Raw genomic sequence first — 16,234 nt, forward strand, 5'->3', positions numbered from 1 at the left:
GCGCCGTGTGAGCCTCGACCAGCCCTCGATGCGCCGTATCCCGGACGAGCAGTTTTTCGACCTGTCCGACTGGGCTTCCGAAAAGGCAGAGGACTACGGCGACAAGACCGCAATGGTGGTCCACTCAATGGTCCTCGACAGCCGCGAAAAAGTGGGCAGCATCACCGGCGCAGTCCATGACGGTAATGTTGTATTGGTCGACTTTTCGCCCATGGCGTCCGACCGGCAGGTGCTCCACAAAGTGCTCGCGGAGCTTGAACGGGCGGTCGCGGACGTTGATGGCGACCTCGTGGGCGTCTCGCGCCAGTGGCTGGTAGTCGCGCCGCGTGGCGTGAGGGTCGCGCGCAACCGCCTCGGCGAGTAGATGGCCCGGATTGCGGTCCTCGGCGCTGGCCTGGTTGGCGCGCTGGTGGCGACTGAACTTTCCAACGACCACTATATAAAAGTCATCGACCCTGACCGGGAAGCGTTAGCGCGTGTTTCGCAGCGTGCACCAGAAGCGGAGCTGTGTGCCGAGCGCTTCGATTCGGCAGCGCAGCTGGCGGGCTGCGACCTGGCGCTGAACTGCCTCCCCGGTAGCTTGGGACACGCTGCGCTCGAACGCATCATCGAAGCGGGTGTGGATTGCGTCGACATCTCCTTCACAGCCGAGGACCCGCGTACGCTGGACGGGGCGGCGCGCACGGCGGGCGTCACCGTAATTCCCGACGCCGGGATTGCGCCGGGATTCAGCAACCTGCTCGCCGCCGAACTGGCGGCGCAGGGACCGGCGCGGCTCGATATTTTCGTCGGCGGGCTGCCGCTACGACGCGACCCGCCGTGGGAATACGCGGCGCCCTTCTCGCCCATCGACGTCGTGGCGGAATACGAGCGGCCGGCGCGATTGAAACGCGCCGGCCGTTCCGTCGCGGAGCCAGCGCTCTCGGGCTGCCGCCCGTTCCGGCTGGCGCCGGGGCTGGTTCCCGAGCTGCCTGACGGCACCGAGCTGGAGGCGTTCCTGACCGACGGCTTGCGTAGCCTGCTCGACCTATCGGTGCCGGAAATGGCCGAGTTCACGCTGCGCTACCCCGGCCACGCTGCGCGATTCGCGGAGCTGCGCGACTCCGGCGCGCTCGTGGGCGAGGCACGCGAAGCGACGCTCGCCACGCTCTTCAGGGCGTGGCAACTGCAGCCGGGCGAAGCGGAGTTCACCCACTTGCAGGTGCTCGCGACGTTCGCCGACGGCTCGCAGCGCGGCTGGCTGGTGCACGACAACGGTTCGCAGGGCTGGAGCAGCATGGCGCGCACGACTGGCCTGACGGCGTGCGCGTTTGCGCGGCAGCTGCTTGCGGGCGCCATCACGGGGCCGGGGGTCGTGATGCCGGAGGCGTGCGCCGGGACGTTACCGGTAGTGCACGAATACCTTCAGTCGCGCGGCGTCACCGTCGAGCGCGTCGCGTAGGCGGCGACCAGTGCACCGGCCAGCGTCAGCAGCGTCCCGAGCCAGAAAACTTGCGTGAACGGCAGCGAGCGATGCAACTCGCCCGCCAGCAGCGCGCCACTGCCAGCGCCGAGGAACATGCATGAATTGAGGACGCCAACGCCGCGACCGCGCAGCCGGTACGGCACACGGTCCGCGACGAGCGCCGTCGCAGAGACGTCGAACGCCATCCAGATGGGCGGCAGGAAGGCGGCGATGACCAGCAGCGGATGCGGATTGAGCGCGTAGGTCGCCATGCAGGCAACGAAGGCGAGGCTGACTAGCCGCAGCAGTTTCTCGCGCGGATGGCGGTCGGCCAGCCGGCCGAACCAGCGCGCCGTCAGCCCGTGCGCCAGCCCCGAGGCGAGCATCACCAGCCCCATGCGCGAGGTGCTGCCGGTCAGCGTGGTGAAGAAGGCAGGCGCGAAGGCGAGGAAAAAGTAGTAGCCGATGAAGAGCAGGACGGTCGCGACCCAGAGTGGCGCGAGCCGCCACAGCATCCCGGTCGCCGGCAGCGGCACTCCCCCGCCGGGGTCGCGCCCCGGCAGCGGCAGCGGCGCATCCGGTGCGGGCGTTCGCTCGCGCAGCCGCAGCAGCGCCGCCGCGGCGAAGATGCCGAGCGCGCAGTTGACGAGGAAGGCGGCGTGCAGCACCGGGCTGGCGCTACCATATTCCGCCGCGGGGACTAGCAGCCCCCCGAGCAGGCCGCCTGTTCCCCAGCCGAGTCCGGCAGTCATCTGCAGCCGCCCCAGCTGCGCGCCGCGCGCGCCCGCATCGAGCTCGACGAAAAGCGTGTGAAGGTGAACCACGCCACCGCGGAAGAACGACTGCAGCACGCGCAGCGCAATCAGCCCCCAAGTCCCGGCGAGCGGCATCGGCAGCGCCAGCAGCGACGAGAGCACTATCGCCAGCAGGACCACCCGCTTGCGGTTGCGCCAGCGGTCGGCCATCGCGCCCCAGAAGGCGGAGCTGCCGACCATCATGAACATCGGGACTCCGACGGCGAGCCCCACCGCCCGCGCGCCGCCCAGCGCCTGCGCCTGTAGCAGCACCAGCGTGAACGAAAGGCCAATCGTGGCGTGGTAGGCGAGTGAGCCGGCCAGCGGCAGCGCCAATTGCTGCGCTGGCGTTGCCGTGCTCCCGGACTCCGTGCTACCGGCCATCGCGCGGGCAGCGCGCCCACTATTAATGGCGCGGGACTGCTGCGCCGGCTCCTTCTGGTCGCCGGCTCCGCGATGCAGCCTTTCTGGTGGCTAATGCCACCAGCGGCTGCGGCGCGCCCGCTATTAATGGCGCGGGACTGGACCGCCGTGATAATCCGCGCCGTGACCGGTTTTGCCCCGCCCGGCGAGGGGGCGCTGCGCGCGATGAAGGTCGCTGAACACTTACGTAGTTGCGGCCACGAAGTGCAGACAGTGCGGCTCGCGACGCCGCCGTGGGAAAGCTGGTGCGCAGCCGACGCGCTGCCGGAACGCGCGCGCGAACTGGAGGCGGCAGCGGTCGCAACCGGCGTCCAGTTCCTGTCGCTCGGGCCGTGCTCCGCCGAGGGCGTCCCGGCCGTGGTCGAGGCGCTGCTCGCGACGCAGGCGACCTTCTGCGCGGCGCGGCTCGATAACGGCGGGAGCGCAGCCGCCGCGGAGGCGATGCTGCGACTGGCGCAGGCCGACCCGCAGCACAACCTGCGCTTCGCGGCGCTGGCGCGCGTCGAAGCCGGGACGCCGTTCTTCCCGGCGGCGTTCGCGCAGCGCGAAGGCTTCGCGCTGGCGATGGAGCTGACGCCGTCATTGCTGGCTGCGGGTGGCGACGTCGCTGCGCTTGCTCCCGGGCTCGAGGCGCTGGAGCGCGACGCGCGCGCGGCGCAAATGCCGTTTCTCGGTATCGACCCCAGCCTTGCACCCGGGCTCTACGGCGAAGGCTCGGTGGCGCGGCTGATGGCACTGCGGGGCGCGCCGGTCGGTTCGACCGGCGCGCCCGCTCTCGTCGGCGAGCTAACTGCGGCGCTGCGCGCACTGCCGGTCGAGCAGGTCGGCTACCGCGGCGTCATGTTCGCCGTGATGGAGGACCCGGGACTGGTCGAGGCGCTGCGGCAGCGCGAATTCGACATCGGCGACCTGCTCGAGTATGCGAGCCGCTGCGGGACCGGGCTCGACACGGTGCCGCTGCCGGGCGACGTCGGCGTGGACCGGCTGGCGGCACTGCTCGACCGCGTCGCTGCCGTAGCTAATAAAGGCGCCAAACCACTCTCGGCGCGGCTCTTCCCGGCGCCCGGAATCGCAGCGGGCGAGACGGTCGCGACCGGGTCACCCTACCTTTTCGACTGCCCCGCCATGGAGCTGCCATGAATCTGGTCAAGTGGGGCGGCTCGCTCATCACCGACAAAACGGCCGCGAAGCCGGCGCCGCAGCGCGAGCGTATCGCGGCGCTGGCCGCAGCGCTCGCCGCCGGGGGCGGGCCGGCGGTGCTGGTGCACGGCGCCGGTTCGTTCGGCCACCCGCTCGCCAAGCGCTTCGGGCTGGCGCAGGGGAGCGACGGCTCGCCCGAGCAGGCGGCAGCGGTGGTGCGGACGCGGCAGCAGGTGCGCACGCTCAACGCGCTGGTCTGCGAAGCGCTCGCGGCGGCCGGGCTGGAACCAGTTCCAATCCTGCCATCGCAGGCGCTGCGCACCGCTGGCCCGCAGGACATCGTGGAGTTCCCGGCCGGCAGCTTCGCGGCGGCGCTGGAGGCGGGCCGCCTGCCGGTCACCTGCGGCGACGTCACCGACGACGATGCGCAAGGTATCGCCATCCTGAGCGGCGACACGCTGATGCTGGCGCTAGCGCGCACGCTGCGGCCGCAGCGCGCGCTGTTCGTCATCAATCACCCCGGTGTGATGGACCGCGACCCGGCCGAGCCGGGAGCGCAGCTCGTCGCACAGCTCGACGCGGACGCCCGCACGGCGATGCGCGCGCAGCGGATGGACGTGCCGGGCGCCGACGTCACCGGCGGGATGTGGGGCAAGCTCGAGGCGGCGGCCGCCATCGCCCGCGAATGCGAGTGCCGCATCGTCGGCGCAGGCGGCTTCGCAGGGGCGCTCGCGGGCGACCCGGCGGGAACGCTGGTGCTGCCGTGAAGGAACCCGGACGCGGCGAGGTGGCGCAGCTCTGGCTGGCGCTGCTGCCGCAGCCGCTCGAGCTCAACGCGGCTGCGACGGCGACCGGGCTCGAGCCGGCGCTGGTCGCGAAGCTGGCGACGCACCCGGAAGCGGCAGACTTCATCGCACAGGCCACCGCCGGAGAGGAACTGGAGCTGCGCGCGCGGCTGGGATGGCTGCTCGAGCGACTGCACGGCAAGATGCGGCTGCGAAAGCACGAGTGGAACCTGCTCGAGCAGCGGCTGCGCCACCAGCTTGGTCCACATGTGGCGCGCCACTGGACCAAGGAGGGCACGGTGGTGCGCGACCTTGAGCAGCGGCCGGCGGGCGAGTGGGTGCTGAATGAATTGAGCTTCACCGGCGGCTTCGCGCTCTGGTTCCGCGAGCACGAAGAGGAGGGCGGCGCCGACCTGTCAGCGCTCGCGTCGCAGGCGGCCGGCGCGCCGGTCGAGGCGCGGGGCGAGCTGGTGTTCGACCGCAGCCGGCTGGAGCTGCTCGAGGGGCTGCCGCAGCGGCTGCTGCGCGCGCTCAGCAACATGTCGCCGGCCGGGAAGCTCGCCTACCGCAGTCTGGAGCTGGCGGTGATGAAAGGCCTTGCACAGGGCGACCGGACGCGCGAGCAGCGCATGCGCGGGGCCGCAAGGCCGTGGTGGAAAATCTGGGGCTGACTACAGCTTCGCCAGCAATTCCGCGACCATCTCCGGCAGCCACGGTACCGTGCGGTAGTCGCGCAGCGCTTCCGGCGCGACCCACGCGAACTCGTCGTTCTCCCAGTCGAGGCGCACGCGGTCGGTCGCGCAGCGGTAGAGGAACGAGTGCACTTCGAAGACGTGCTCGGGCTTCTTGACGCGGCGGGGCGGGGCACGCGCCAGCAATTCGAGGCTGGCGCGCGGGATTCCCGTCTCTTCTTCGACTTCGCGCTGCGATGTCTCGAGCGGCTCTTCGCCCGGCTCGACGAAGCCGGAGACGCCCGACCAGTGGTGCTGGAAGCTGCCGACCGCCGCGGAGCGCTTGAGAATCAGGATGCGGTCGCCGTGCAGCAGGATGCTGGTCGCGACGCGCCTATTCGGCTTGCTCATCGGCGGCGACCTGCGTGCCGGGCCTGAAAAGCGCGTTGGTCTCGGGGTCGCGCTTCTGCGGGTCCGGTAGGCGCACGAGGTCGCCGTTCAGGTCGATGAAGTAAAGGTAGCCTTCGTCGCGCTCGAACGTTTTGGCGGAGACGCACTCCTTGGCGCTGCCCTGATGCTTCCAGACGGAGCAGTCCCGCTCGACAAAGTAGAGGAAACCTTCCAGCGGCGGCAGTCCCAGCTTGAGGACCACTTTCGCCATCAGTTCGACCCGCTGACCTCGATGTGGCACGGGGTCGGGAGCTTGTGCGACGACTTGCGCAGCGCTTCCTTGGCGTCGTCGGCGAACTTGCTCGAGGTGCGCAGCGTAATCAGCTTCTGCCCCTGGCGCACCTTGGCAGCGACGCCGACCGGCTTGCCGAACGAGAGCCGCATCCCCTGCGAGACACGGTCCGCCCCCGCTCCGGTGGCGACCTTGTTGTGCCGCAGCACCTGATGCGGGTAGACACGTATCTTGAGATGGTAGCCTTCGCGGCCCGCGGCGGTCATGATGTGCCGGTTGGCGGTGATGCGCGCCGCCTCCAGCGCGTTGTGGCGAATCAGGCATTTCTCGTCGGCGCTGAGCGTCACGATGACCTCCGGGTCGAATTTCGCCCCGGGCGCGCCGACGTCGAACTGGGTAATTCGACTGGCTGGAATGCCGCCGATATACTTGGCGCGCGTGTAGCCGGGCTTCTTGCCGCGGAACATGTGCGCCGGGTTCTTCTTCGCCATGCGCCGCCGCAGGATGAGTGATATTTAAGTCTTAGTGCTGTCGAACGGGTCAGCTTCTATAATTCTTTTTCGAATGTGACCGGCTGGACCGGCGACCCCGCTTCCAGTTCTGGGGCTTTCGATTCTTTGACCAGCCGCCGCCCCTGTCAGGCGACCCGCCACCGGAATGGCTGGAACTCCCCTGTTTCCAGTTCTGTGACTTGCCATTGGTCGGCCGACCCTGTTTCCAGTTCTGTGACTTGCCGTTAGACGGGCGGCCGCCACCTTTGCGATAGCCACCACTGGAATGGCCGGGTCGCTTTCCGCCATTGGAAGCTCCTGAGTGATTCTTGCCCCCGTATTTGTTCCGGGATTTATTCTTCCTGAAGGAAAATGCTCGTTCAACAGTCCGGTCGACCTTGTTCTGCAATGAAAATTCTTCAGTTTTTCCGGGACGGCCCCTGTGTGTCGAGTGGCCTGCCTTGCCGCTGGGCTGGGATGATGTATATTCCACCCGCTCCGGCAGCTTGCCGAATTCGGGAGACGTGAAATTTGCGTTTATTCCAGCCTGTCGCTGGATTTTGATGAAGTCGCCTTTCTGGGGAGACTGCACGAGTGATATGACGGTCCCGTGCGCCCCGGCGCGTGCGGTCCTCCCGCTGCGGTGCTTGTACGCCTTGCCATTCTCCGGGGGGTCGTAATGAATCACGCACTGGACGCCCTCGACGTCGATACCGCGGGCGGCGACATCGGTCGCCACCAGCGCCATGCAGTCGCCGTGGATGAAGCGCTCCATCGCCCGGTCGCGCTGGTTCTGGCTGAGGCCACCGTGGATTGTGGCCACCTTCAGGTCTGTGGCTCGCAGTTCCTTGCCGACCCGGTCAACTCCCCGGCGCGTGCGGCAGAAAATCATGCTGCGCCCGCCCTGCTTCACGGCAGTACTGGCTAGCCGGGATTTGCCGGTGTTGTGGACCATCCAGAAGAAATGCTGCATGCTCTCCATGCTGACCTCCTTCGGTCCGACTTCGATTTTGAAGGGATGGTCCTGGTATTTGCGAATCAGGACTGAAACTTCATCATCGAGGGTCGCGCTGAAGAGGATTGTCTGTCGTTTCCCGGAGCAGTTGTCCAGGATATGGCACACCGGGTCGATGAATCCCATGTCAGCCATGCGGTCAGCCTCATCGAGGACCACCGTTCCCACGTCGTCCAGCTTCAGCATTCCCTTTTCCATCAGGTCAATCAGGCGACCGGGGCAGGCGACTACAATCTCGACGCCCTGCTCAAGCCGCTGGCGCTGCTTGGCGTATGAAGTTCCACCATATACTGCCATTACGCCTAACTTTTGCGGCTTGCCCAGGGGCTTCAGGACCTTGCAAATCTGTTCTGCCAGTTCCCGGGTGGGCGTGACAATCAACGCGGTGGGGTAACGCGGGTGTGCTGGCTTGCAGCGCGAGATGAGGGGCAGGCCGAACGCCAGAGTCTTTCCCGAGCCGGTCGGAGCCCGGCAGCAGACATCCTTCCCCTGCATCATGGCAGGTATGGCCTCGGCCTGAACTTCGAACGATTCCGTGATGCCCTGCCCTTCAAGGACTTCGACAATGGCTGGCGCTATGCCAAGTTCTGAAAAACTCATGCACGGCGACATCCCGGAAAAAACCACATGGTGCGCGCACGAAGCGGTCCCTATAAGAGATTACACAGCGTCTTAAACACCGGCCGAATGGTGCGCCGTGAACATCCACGAGTATCAGGCCAAGGCAATTTTCCGCGACTACGGCGTCGCGACGCTGGAGGGAAGGCTGGCGCTCACGCCCGACGAGGCGGAGGCGGCCTGCGCTGCCTTGGGCGGCGAATTGTGGGTGGTCAAGGCGCAGGTGCACGCCGGCGGCCGCGGCAAGGGCGGCGGCATCCGACTCTGCCGTTCGCCCGGCGAGGCGCGCGATGCCGCGGAGGCGCTACTCGGCTCACAGCTGGTGACGCCGCAGACCGGCCCTGAAGGCGTCGCCGTCAGGGCAGTTTACGTCGAGGCAGGGTGCGATATTGCGCGCGAGCTTTACCTCGGGATGGTGCTCGACCGCGAGCGGGAGCGGATGGTGATGATGGCTTCCACCGAGGGCGGCGTCGAAATCGAGGCGGTCGCCGCCGCGACGCCGGAGAAAATCCTGAAGGCCGAACTCGAGCCGAGTGGCGCGCTGCCGCCCGCGGCAGCGCGCGAGCTCGCGCAGGGTCTCGCGCTGGAGGGCGGGCAGGTCGACCGCGCGGTCGAGTTCATGCTCGCGCTGGCGCGAATGGCGCAGGAGATGGACTGTTCGATTGTCGAAATCAACCCACTGGTTATCACCAGCGACGACCGCGTGATTGCACTTGACGCCAAGGTCAATTTCGACGACTCGGCGCTCTTCCGGCACCCCCAGCTCGGCGAATTGCGCGACACTGCTGCCGAGGAGCCGCTCGAAACGCGCGCCAGCGCGGCGGGGCTCAACTACATCAAGCTCGACGGCCGCATCGGCTGCATGGTCAACGGCGCCGGCCTCGCGATGGCGACCATGGATATCATCAAGCTGCACGGTGGCGAGCCGGCCAACTTCCTCGACGTGGGTGGCGGCGCAACCGCCGAGCAGGTCACCGAGGGCTTCCGCATCATCCTCTCCGACCCGGAGGTCGAAGTCATCTTCGTCAACATCTTTGGCGGCATCATGCGCTGCGACTTCATCGCCGAGGGCATCATCGCCGCCGCGCGCGAAGTCGAAATTGGCGTGCCGCTGGTGGTGCGGCTCGAGGGGACCAACGTCGAGCTCGGACGCCAGATGCTCGACGAGTCGGGGCTGGCGCTGATTACCGCCGGCGACATGGACGACGGCGCGCGCAAGGCGATTGCCGCTGCCGGAGGCGCATAGTGAGCATCTGGCTCGATGGCGATTCGCGCATCGCGGTGCAGGGCCTCACGGGCCGCAACGGCCAGTTCCACGCGCGACAGATGCTCGACTACGGCACGCCGCTCGTCGGCGGCGTGACCCCCGGCAAGGGTGGCAGCGAATGCCTTGGCCTGCCGGTGTGGGACAGTGTCGCCGAGGCGGTGGAGGCGGGCGCCAATACCAGCTGCGTCTTCGTCCCGCCGCCCTTTGCGGCCGCCGCAATTCGGGAGGCGGCCGACGCCGGCGTCGGGCTGGTGGTGGCTATTACCGAAGGCATTCCCGCGCTGGACATGGTGCGCACGAAGGCGTATCTCGCCGATACCGGCACGCGGCTAATCGGGCCGAACTGCCCCGGCATCATCACTCCCGGCATCGCCAAGGTGGGCATCATGCCGGGCCACATTCACCAGCCGGGCGACGTCGGCATCGTCTCGCGTTCCGGGACGCTGACCTACGAGGCGGTCGACCAGGTCACCCGTATCGGCCGCGGGCAGTCAACCTGTCTCGGCATCGGCGGCGACCCCGTTATCGGCACGCCCTTCATCGACGTGCTCGAAGCGTTCGAGGCGGACCCCGCCACGAAGGCGATGGTCATGATTGGCGAAATCGGCGGCAGCGCCGAGGAAGCTGCCGCCGAGTTCGTCCGCGAGCACGTCTCGAAGCCGGTCGTCGGCTTCATCGCCGGCAGCACCGCGCCGCCCGGCAAACGCATGGGCCACGCCGGCGCCATCATTGCCGGCGGCAAAGGCACCGCCGCGGCAAAGATGGAGGCACTGCGCAAGGCAGGCATCGCCGTCACCGAGAATCCCGCGAAATTGGGCGAGACGCTCGCGGAGCTGCTTTAGAGGCTGCGCAGCCAGCTTTATTACGCCACGCCACAGAGCGGAGCCATGCACTGTATCGGCAAGGTCGCGCAACTCGGCGACCGGGGCGAGCTGCTGCTGCCGGTCGAAAAGAAAATCGAGCCCGGCACGCCTGTCAGCGACGCGCGCGGCCGCAGGGTGGGGCGCGTCAGCGACCTTTTCGGGCCAGTCTCCGAGCCGTGGGTCGCGGTGCGCGCCGCGAAGGGCGTCCGCGCGACGCAGCTGCTGGGACGGGAGCTTTTCCGTAAATGAAGTGCCCCGGCTGCGGCGGGCGCGAGCTCAAGCCTGACGGCGAAGGGCTGCTGCGCTGCAAAGGCTGCGGCGAAATCATTGACGGTGGCCCTGAATGGGGCAGCTATGCTGCCGCTCCCGCCGCAAGCGAGGCGACGGTCGCGCCCCCTAACGGCAACGCGCCGGTAGCCGAGCACGCGCTCCAGCAGTGGCAGGCGGCGGTGCGGCTGCACGGCACCCCCGGGCGGACACTACTGCTCGCTTCGCAGGAAATTGACCGGCTGGCCGACGCGCTGCGGCTGCCGACACGCGCCCGCGAGTCCGCGCTCGAGCTCTTCTCCGAGGCGTTGCGACGCAAGCTGGTGCGCGGCCGCCAGACCGAGCGTGTCGCGGCGGCGCTGACCTACGCCGCCATCCGGCAGGAGCGGCTGCCGCTGACGATGGATGACATTGCCGCCGCTTCGGGACTGGGGCGGCTCGAGCTGGGGCGACTCTATCGCACGCTTGCACGCGGGCTCGAGCTGAAAGTCGCCCCGCAGACGGCCGCCGACTTCCTGCCGCGGTTCGCAAAGAAGCTACAGCTGGCCGACGAAACCGCCCGGCAGGCGCACCTGCTGCTGCGGCAGGCGGCCGACGCGGGCTACGGCCAGGGAATGCGCCCCGGCGCGCTGGCGGGCGCGGCGCTCTACCTGGCATGTCGCGAGGCGGGAGAGCCGCGCAGCCAGAAGCAGGTCGCGCAGGTCGCCGGCATCACCGAGGTGACGGTGCGGACCCGCTACCAGGAACTGGCCAAAGTAATATCAGGCTAGAAATAGCGTTCCGGCAGTTCCAGCTCGATGGCGAACATCGGGTCGCACGGCCCCCCTTCGCCAGCGCCGCAGCCGTCGGTGGTGTCGTGGTAGGCGACCACGACCCCACCGTCGGGGAGAATCGCCATCGAGGCGAAGTCGAAGCGAATATCGTTGCCGGCGCCCGAAGTGGCGTCGAGGTCGCCAAGGCCGATGAGCGTTATGGTATCCGCTTCCATGCTTTCCCTGTAATCCCTGATGTGGAATATCAGGTCCACGTCGCTTGCAGTTCCATTATTCTCGGTCTGGACCCTCACGGAAATTACGGCCAGGTCAAGGTTACCGTCAGCCTGGAAATCCCACTCGAAGGTGTTGTCTGAAACAGACAGGGAACCTGGCCATTTGTGGGTGTAGTTTGTCCAGGTATATCCGCCATCATAGCTGATCTGGTGCGTCAGGTTGAAGGTCCCGTCGCACCCCCTGTCACTGGGGTTTGCTTCGTTACAGGAAACGCTGTGCAATGCACCGGAACTGTCGATTACCAGATTACGGGAAGGAAGCAACAACCCTCCGGGCAGGGTCTGCTTGTGCCATTGCAGGTTCGTGTCGAGGAACAGGTTACTGCCATCACTGTACCAGCGTGGAAACAGCAAACCTCCGGACGGGATAGGAGATGCTCGCATTTCCCTATGTGGTTGCATATAGTCCCATTCGGGTCCCAGATTCTCAAAATATAAGTCGAATTCTATGTCTGCTGGTCCTCCAGCATTACTATCAGGTATCTGTATAGGGCGATAATTCAAGCCATCCACACTAATCTGGTAACCCTGTTCATTATAACTCCAGAAATTGGATACCACCATACTGGCCCATGGACAATTCGAAGAGCATTTGTTGGTAGCATATTCGGCGGGCGGGTTGATGGGCCCTACGACGGGCACCTGCCAGGAACGGTCATAGAACGGTTCCTTATCAACTGAATTCCAGCACCACTCCCAGTCAATCTGGGTAGGGCTCGTCTTCTTGCCCAGGATTGCATAGAACTGGTCAACACCATCTATGCTGGGATACGGAAACCAGGTCATGGCGAGGATATCGCCGTTGGGCGCCTGGATAATCGACCCCTCGCCCAGTCCCGGGTCAAGCGTGGGGTCGAACTGGCCCTCTTCGCACCCCAGGTTGGTATTGACGGCGGGGGGCACCCACTCCTGCCAGGTCAGCCCGCGGTCAGTCGACCACCAGGGCCATTCGCCGCCGAGGTTGTAGATGATGCCATCCTGATCGGTGGCGAGGTAGTGCTCGCAGCAGTTTCCGCCGAAATTATTCTCGTCATTCTGGCCAATGTTGACGGTGCCGTAGACCGACCAGAAGCGCTCGTCGACCGCCTCCATCGTCGATGGGTAGATGACACTGAAATTGCGGACGTCGTACGGGAACTCGCCGAAGCGGTCCTCAGAGATGACGAGCCGCACCGATTCGCTGAAGCCGTCATCGTCCGGGCCGGTACGGAAATCCTCGGGGCTGAGGCAGCCGGCAAGGCTGGTGCCCAGCACCATCAGCGCCAGCAGGGTTGCACGCAGCATTATCGCGCCATCCTGTCGCGTCTAAATTAAGCTTGGGCGCGGGGGCAGTAAATACACCCCTCCGCTTCGCGGCGTAATGGCTCCCGAGACCGCTGCCGGGGAGGCACCGCCATGCGTGATTCCCGGCGACGAAGGGCTCTTCCCGACCGCGCGCGGCGACTGGTGGTGGGCGCAGCCGCTGGCCGTCTTCCTCGGCCTGGCGACCGCGGTCGCCTACATGACCTGGGCGGCGTTCCAGGGCACTAACTACCACTTTGACGGTGGGGGCGCCAACTACCTCTCGCCGCTCTACTCGCCCGAATTCTTCGGCGATACCGGCAACGCCATCTTCGGTGAGAAGCCGGCGCTCTGGCCCGCTGAAATTTTTGGCCTGACGGTGCCGTGGTCGCCGGCGTTCCTGATTCTCTGGGCGCCGGCCGGCTTTCGGCTCACGTGCTACTACTACCGCGGCGCCTATTACAGGTCGTTCTGGGCCGACCCGCCCGCCTGCGCAGTCGGCGAGCCGCGCAGCTCCTACTGGGGCGAGAACGCGATGCCGCTGCTGCTGCAGAACCTGCACCGCTACATGCTCTACTTCGCGCTGGGATTCATCGTCATCCTGACCTGGGACGCGTGGGAAGCGCTCTGGTTCGCAACTCCGGATGGCGGCCATGAACTTGGCATTGGTGTCGGGACGCTGGTGCTGGGGCTGAACGCGTTCCTGCTTGGGGGCTACACGCTCGGCTGCCACTCACTGCGCCACCTCATCGGCGGCTACGCCGACCGCATCTCGCTGCGGTCGCAGCCGCAGCAGAAAGCGCTGGACTGCGTCTCCTGCCTGAATCGCAGCCACATGCGCTGGGCGTGGGTCTCGCTGGCGTGGGTCTGCTTCACCGACCTGTACGTGCGGCTCTGCGCAATGGGGCTGATTGACGACTGGAGGCTCTTCTGATGGAGCGGGTCGAGTGCGACGTGCTGGTCGTCGGTGCGGGCGGCGCGGGACTCCGCGCCGCCATCTCGGCCGCCGAAGCGGGGGCGAGCGTGGCGCTGGTCTCGAAATCGCTGCTCGGCAAAGCACACACGGTGATGGCCGAAGGCGGCGTCGCCGCTGCGCTCGGCAACGCTGACGAGCGCGACAGCTGGAAGGTGCACTTCCGCGACACCATCAAGGGCGGCAAGGGGCTCGGCAACTGGGAGATGGCGAAGCTGCACGCCGAGCAATCGCCCGAACGGGTGCGCGAGCTCGAGCGCTGGGGCGCTGTCTTCGACCGCACCGCTGACGGCCGCATCAGCCAGCGCAATTTCGGCGGCCACCGCTACCCACGGCTGGCGCATGTCGGCGACCGCACCGGGCTCGAAATCATCCGCACATTGCAGGACCACGTCATCCACGTTGATGGAATCGATGTCCAGATGGAGACGACGGTGACGCAGTTGCTCCGGAGCGGCGAGCGTGTTACAGGTGCCCTGGCCTATCGGCGCACCGACGGCGAGCTGCTGCTCTTCGCTGCCGGCGCGGTGATTATCGCCACCGGCGGCATCGGCAAGGCGTACCGCGTCACGTCCAACTCGTGGGAATACACCGGCGACGGCCACGCGCTCGCCTATCTCGCGGGCGCCGACCTGGTCGACATGGAGTTCGTCCAGTTTCACCCGACCGGGATGGTCTGGCCGCCGAGCGTCAAGGGGACGCTCGTGACGGAGGGCGTCCGCGGCGAGGGAGGCATCCTGCTCAACAACGCGGGCGAGCGGTTCATGTTCAACTACATTCCCGAAGCGTTCGCGGCCGAGACTGCCAAGGACGAAGCGGAGGCCGAGGCGTGGCTGCGCGGCGAGGAGGGCGCGATGCGGCCGCCCGAGCTACTCACCCGCGACGTTGTCGCGCGCGCCATCATGGCCGAGGTCAAGGCAGGGCGCGGTTCCCCGCAAGGCGGCGCGTTCCTCGATATCGCCAACCGGCGCGACGCCGAGTACATCAAGCGCAAGCTGCCGTCGATGTACCACCAGTTCAAGGAGCTGGCGGGGCTCGATATCACGGAGGAGGCGATGCAGGTCGGACCCACGACGCACTACATGATGGGCGGCGTGCGCGTCGACCCTGCCACTGGCGCGGCGTCGGTCGCCGGCCTTTACGCCGCAGGCGAAGCGGCGGCCGGCATGCACGGCGCCAACCGGCTTGGCGGCAACTCGCTGAGCGACCTGCTGGTATTCGGCAACCTGTCGGGACAGGCGGCCGCCACCTTTGCGGCGTCGAGCGACCGGCTGCCACCGGCGGGCGGCGGGGTCGCGGCGGCACGCACCGCGGCGCTGGCGCCGTTCGAGGCCGGAAGCGAAAACCCGTACCACCTGCACCAGGAATTGCAGGAAATCATGGAGGCCCACGTCGGCATCGTGCGCGAAGGCGGCGAGCTCGAGGCGGGCATCGCGCAGCTCGAGGCGCTTCAGGCGCGGCTCGGCGGGCTGCACGCCAGCGGCCCTCGCGCCTACAATCCCGGCTGGCACCTCTGCCTCGACCTGCACAATATGCTGCTCGCCTCGCTGGCGGTCGCCCGCGCCGGGCTGGAGCGCACCGAGAGCCGCGGCGCGCACACGCGGCTTGACTTCCCGAATTACGACGACGAGCTGGGGCGGGTAAACCTGGTCGTGCGCCGGGCGGCCGACGGGATGGTCGTCGTGCGGGCGCCGCTGGCCGAGATGCCGGGTGAGCTGGCGGAATATGTGGCGCGGGAGGTCGTGTGAAGCTGAAGGTCCAGCGCGGCACCGCAGATGCGCAGCAGCTGCAGGAGTTCGAGGTCGAGCTCGAGCCGGGGATGGTGGTGCTCGACGCACTGCACAGCATCCAGGCGCGGGCTGCGCCCGACCTGGCGGTGCGCTGGAACTGCAAGGCGGGCAAGTGCGGCTCCTGCTCTGCCGAAGTCAACGGCCAGCCGAAGCTGACCTGCATGACGCGACTGTCAGATTACCCCGACGACGAGCCACTGCTGCTCCAGCCGATGAAGACATTCCCACTGGTGCGTGACTTAGTCTGCGACGTTTCGTGGAACTATGAAATGAACCGGCGCATCCTGCCCTACCAGCACCCCGCAGGCGATGAGCCGCGGATGGCACAGGAGGATATCGACCGGGTGCAGGAGTTCCGCAAGTGCATCGAGTGCTTCCTGTGCCAGGATACCTGCCACGTCCTGCGCGAACACGAACTGTACCAGGAGTTCGCGGGGCCTCGCTTCCTCGCCCGGCTCGCGGGACTGGAAATGCACCCGCTCGACGAGGGCGACCGGCTCGCCGCGACGCGCGGCGAGTTCGCCATCGGCTACTGCAACATCACCAAGTGCTGCACTGAGGTCTGCCCCGAAAACATCAAGCTCACCGACAACGCCATCATTCCGCTTAAAGAGAGGGTCGTCGACGAATACTACGACCCGCTGCGCTGGCTCTGGCGGAACACCGTCGGCAAGGTCTTCGA

18 protein-coding genes are annotated in these 16,234 nt (G+C 67.0%); 12 read left to right on the forward strand and 6 right to left on the reverse strand.

Going from position 1 to position 16,234, the window contains the following annotated elements:
- The first annotated feature begins 7 nt into the window (after nucleotides 1-7).
- Nucleotides 8-364: a cell division protein SepF gene (sepF, locus tag QGG57_05220; protein MDP7007568.1), complete on the forward strand. Its 357-nt coding sequence runs from the start codon at nucleotides 8-10 to the stop codon at nucleotides 362-364.
- Entirely contained in the window at nucleotides 365-1,441 is a 1,077-nt protein-coding gene (locus QGG57_05225; protein ID MDP7007569.1) for a saccharopine dehydrogenase C-terminal domain-containing protein, read from the forward strand.
- Here the strand turns inward: QGG57_05225 and QGG57_05230 are convergent.
- Nucleotides 1,405-2,622: an MFS transporter gene (locus QGG57_05230; protein MDP7007570.1), complete on the reverse strand. Its 1,218-nt coding sequence runs from the start codon at nucleotides 2,620-2,622 to the stop codon at nucleotides 1,405-1,407. The genes QGG57_05225 and QGG57_05230 overlap by 37 nt on opposite strands.
- 126 nt (nucleotides 2,623-2,748) lie before the next feature.
- Between QGG57_05230 and QGG57_05235 the strand changes: the two genes are divergently transcribed.
- From QGG57_05235 to QGG57_05245, 3 genes are read left to right on the forward strand one after another with little or no spacing between them, the layout of a single operon-like run.
- Nucleotides 2,749-3,801, forward strand: coding sequence for a DUF711 family protein (locus tag QGG57_05235; GenBank protein ID MDP7007571.1), 1,053 nt, complete (start codon nucleotides 2,749-2,751; stop codon nucleotides 3,799-3,801).
- Nucleotides 3,798-4,568 (forward strand): isopentenyl phosphate kinase, encoded by a 771-nt coding sequence (locus QGG57_05240; protein ID MDP7007572.1) that lies wholly within the window; start codon nucleotides 3,798-3,800, stop codon nucleotides 4,566-4,568. Before QGG57_05235 ends, QGG57_05240 begins: the two co-directional genes overlap by 4 nt.
- Nucleotides 4,565-5,257 (forward strand): hypothetical protein, encoded by a 693-nt coding sequence (locus QGG57_05245; GenBank protein MDP7007573.1) that lies wholly within the window; start codon nucleotides 4,565-4,567, stop codon nucleotides 5,255-5,257. The genes QGG57_05240 and QGG57_05245 overlap by 4 nt, the downstream gene beginning before the upstream one ends.
- Here QGG57_05245 and QGG57_05250 read toward each other — a convergent pair whose 3' ends face one another.
- From QGG57_05250 to QGG57_05265, 4 genes are read right to left on the reverse strand one after another with little or no spacing between them, the layout of a single operon-like run.
- Complete coding sequence (locus tag QGG57_05250) at nucleotides 5,258-5,668, reverse strand: NUDIX domain-containing protein (protein MDP7007574.1); 411 nt, start codon at nucleotides 5,666-5,668, stop codon at nucleotides 5,258-5,260.
- Complete coding sequence (locus QGG57_05255; protein MDP7007575.1) at nucleotides 5,652-5,918, reverse strand: hypothetical protein; 267 nt, start codon at nucleotides 5,916-5,918, stop codon at nucleotides 5,652-5,654. Before QGG57_05255 ends, QGG57_05250 begins: the two co-directional genes overlap by 17 nt.
- Complete coding sequence (locus QGG57_05260) at nucleotides 5,918-6,430, reverse strand: 50S ribosomal protein L16 (protein ID MDP7007576.1); 513 nt, start codon at nucleotides 6,428-6,430, stop codon at nucleotides 5,918-5,920. The genes QGG57_05255 and QGG57_05260 overlap by 1 nt, the downstream gene beginning before the upstream one ends.
- Before the next feature lie 49 nt (nucleotides 6,431-6,479).
- Nucleotides 6,480-8,045 (reverse strand): DEAD/DEAH box helicase, encoded by a 1,566-nt coding sequence (locus QGG57_05265; GenBank protein MDP7007577.1) that lies wholly within the window; start codon nucleotides 8,043-8,045, stop codon nucleotides 6,480-6,482.
- Between the two features lie 97 nt (nucleotides 8,046-8,142).
- Between QGG57_05265 and sucC the strand changes: the two genes are divergently transcribed.
- Genes sucC through QGG57_05285 form a run of 4 tightly spaced genes read left to right on the forward strand, consistent with a single transcriptional unit; the run spans nucleotide 8,143 to nucleotide 11,230 of the window.
- Nucleotides 8,143-9,309: an ADP-forming succinate--CoA ligase subunit beta gene (gene sucC / locus QGG57_05270; protein ID MDP7007578.1), complete on the forward strand. Its 1,167-nt coding sequence runs from the start codon at nucleotides 8,143-8,145 to the stop codon at nucleotides 9,307-9,309.
- A complete protein-coding gene (gene sucD / locus QGG57_05275; protein MDP7007579.1) occupies nucleotides 9,309-10,172 on the forward strand; it encodes a succinate--CoA ligase subunit alpha in 864 nt (287 codons plus the stop codon). The genes sucC and sucD overlap by 1 nt, the downstream gene beginning before the upstream one ends.
- A 45-nt stretch (nucleotides 10,173-10,217) precedes the next feature.
- Complete coding sequence (locus QGG57_05280; protein ID MDP7007580.1) at nucleotides 10,218-10,442, forward strand: hypothetical protein; 225 nt, start codon at nucleotides 10,218-10,220, stop codon at nucleotides 10,440-10,442.
- A complete protein-coding gene (locus tag QGG57_05285; protein MDP7007581.1) occupies nucleotides 10,439-11,230 on the forward strand; it encodes a hypothetical protein in 792 nt (263 codons plus the stop codon). Before QGG57_05280 ends, QGG57_05285 begins: the two co-directional genes overlap by 4 nt.
- Here QGG57_05285 and QGG57_05290 read toward each other — a convergent pair.
- Nucleotides 11,227-12,792 carry a hypothetical protein gene (locus tag QGG57_05290; protein MDP7007582.1) on the reverse strand — a complete coding sequence of 522 codons (1,566 nt, stop codon included), beginning with the start codon at nucleotides 12,790-12,792 and terminating at the stop codon, nucleotides 11,227-11,229. The two genes, QGG57_05285 and QGG57_05290, sit on opposite strands and share 4 nt — an antisense overlap.
- 76 nt (nucleotides 12,793-12,868) lie before the next feature.
- On the opposite strand from QGG57_05290, the gene QGG57_05295 reads away from it, so the two are divergent.
- The 3 genes from QGG57_05295 to QGG57_05305 all read left to right on the forward strand — a co-directional run.
- Nucleotides 12,869-13,723 carry a succinate dehydrogenase gene (locus QGG57_05295; GenBank protein MDP7007583.1) on the forward strand — a complete coding sequence of 285 codons (855 nt, stop codon included), beginning with the start codon at nucleotides 12,869-12,871 and terminating at the stop codon, nucleotides 13,721-13,723.
- Nucleotides 13,723-15,510, forward strand: a complete 1,788-nt coding sequence (locus QGG57_05300; protein ID MDP7007584.1) for a fumarate reductase/succinate dehydrogenase flavoprotein subunit — start codon at nucleotides 13,723-13,725, stop codon at nucleotides 15,508-15,510. The genes QGG57_05295 and QGG57_05300 overlap by 1 nt, the downstream gene beginning before the upstream one ends.
- The coding region (locus QGG57_05305; GenBank protein MDP7007585.1) for a succinate dehydrogenase/fumarate reductase iron-sulfur subunit at nucleotides 15,507-16,234 on the forward strand (728 nt) is incomplete at its 3' end. The genes QGG57_05300 and QGG57_05305, both read left to right, overlap by 4 nt.

This window comes from Candidatus Poseidoniia archaeon (assembly GCA_030748895.1).
Classification (GTDB): domain Archaea; phylum Thermoplasmatota; class Poseidoniia; order MGIII; family CG-Epi1; genus UBA8886.

Coding starts and splice junctions, on each gene's coding strand:
- QGG57_05235 (MDP7007571.1), top strand. CDS start 2,749: ATGGCGCGGGACTGGACCGCCGTGATAATCCGCGCCGTGACCGGTTTT.
- QGG57_05295 (MDP7007583.1), top strand. CDS start 12,869: ATGGCTCCCGAGACCGCTGCCGGGGAGGCACCGCCATGCGTGATTCCC.
- QGG57_05240 (MDP7007572.1), top strand. CDS start 3,798: ATGAATCTGGTCAAGTGGGGCGGCTCGCTCATCACCGACAAAACGGCC.
- QGG57_05250 (MDP7007574.1), bottom strand. CDS start 5,668: ATGAGCAAGCCGAATAGGCGCGTCGCGACCAGCATCCTGCTGCACGGC.
- QGG57_05265 (MDP7007577.1), bottom strand. CDS start 8,045: ATGAGTTTTTCAGAACTTGGCATAGCGCCAGCCATTGTCGAAGTCCTT.
- QGG57_05230 (MDP7007570.1), bottom strand. CDS start 2,622: ATGGCCGGTAGCACGGAGTCCGGGAGCACGGCAACGCCAGCGCAGCAA.
- QGG57_05260 (MDP7007576.1), bottom strand. CDS start 6,430: ATGGCGAAGAAGAACCCGGCGCACATGTTCCGCGGCAAGAAGCCCGGC.
- QGG57_05280 (MDP7007580.1), top strand. CDS start 10,218: ATGCACTGTATCGGCAAGGTCGCGCAACTCGGCGACCGGGGCGAGCTG.
- QGG57_05285 (MDP7007581.1), top strand. CDS start 10,439: ATGAAGTGCCCCGGCTGCGGCGGGCGCGAGCTCAAGCCTGACGGCGAA.
- QGG57_05225 (MDP7007569.1), top strand. CDS start 365: ATGGCCCGGATTGCGGTCCTCGGCGCTGGCCTGGTTGGCGCGCTGGTG.
- QGG57_05290 (MDP7007582.1), bottom strand. CDS start 12,792: ATGCTGCGTGCAACCCTGCTGGCGCTGATGGTGCTGGGCACCAGCCTT.
- QGG57_05255 (MDP7007575.1), bottom strand. CDS start 5,918: ATGGCGAAAGTGGTCCTCAAGCTGGGACTGCCGCCGCTGGAAGGTTTC.
- QGG57_05300 (MDP7007584.1), top strand. CDS start 13,723: ATGGAGCGGGTCGAGTGCGACGTGCTGGTCGTCGGTGCGGGCGGCGCG.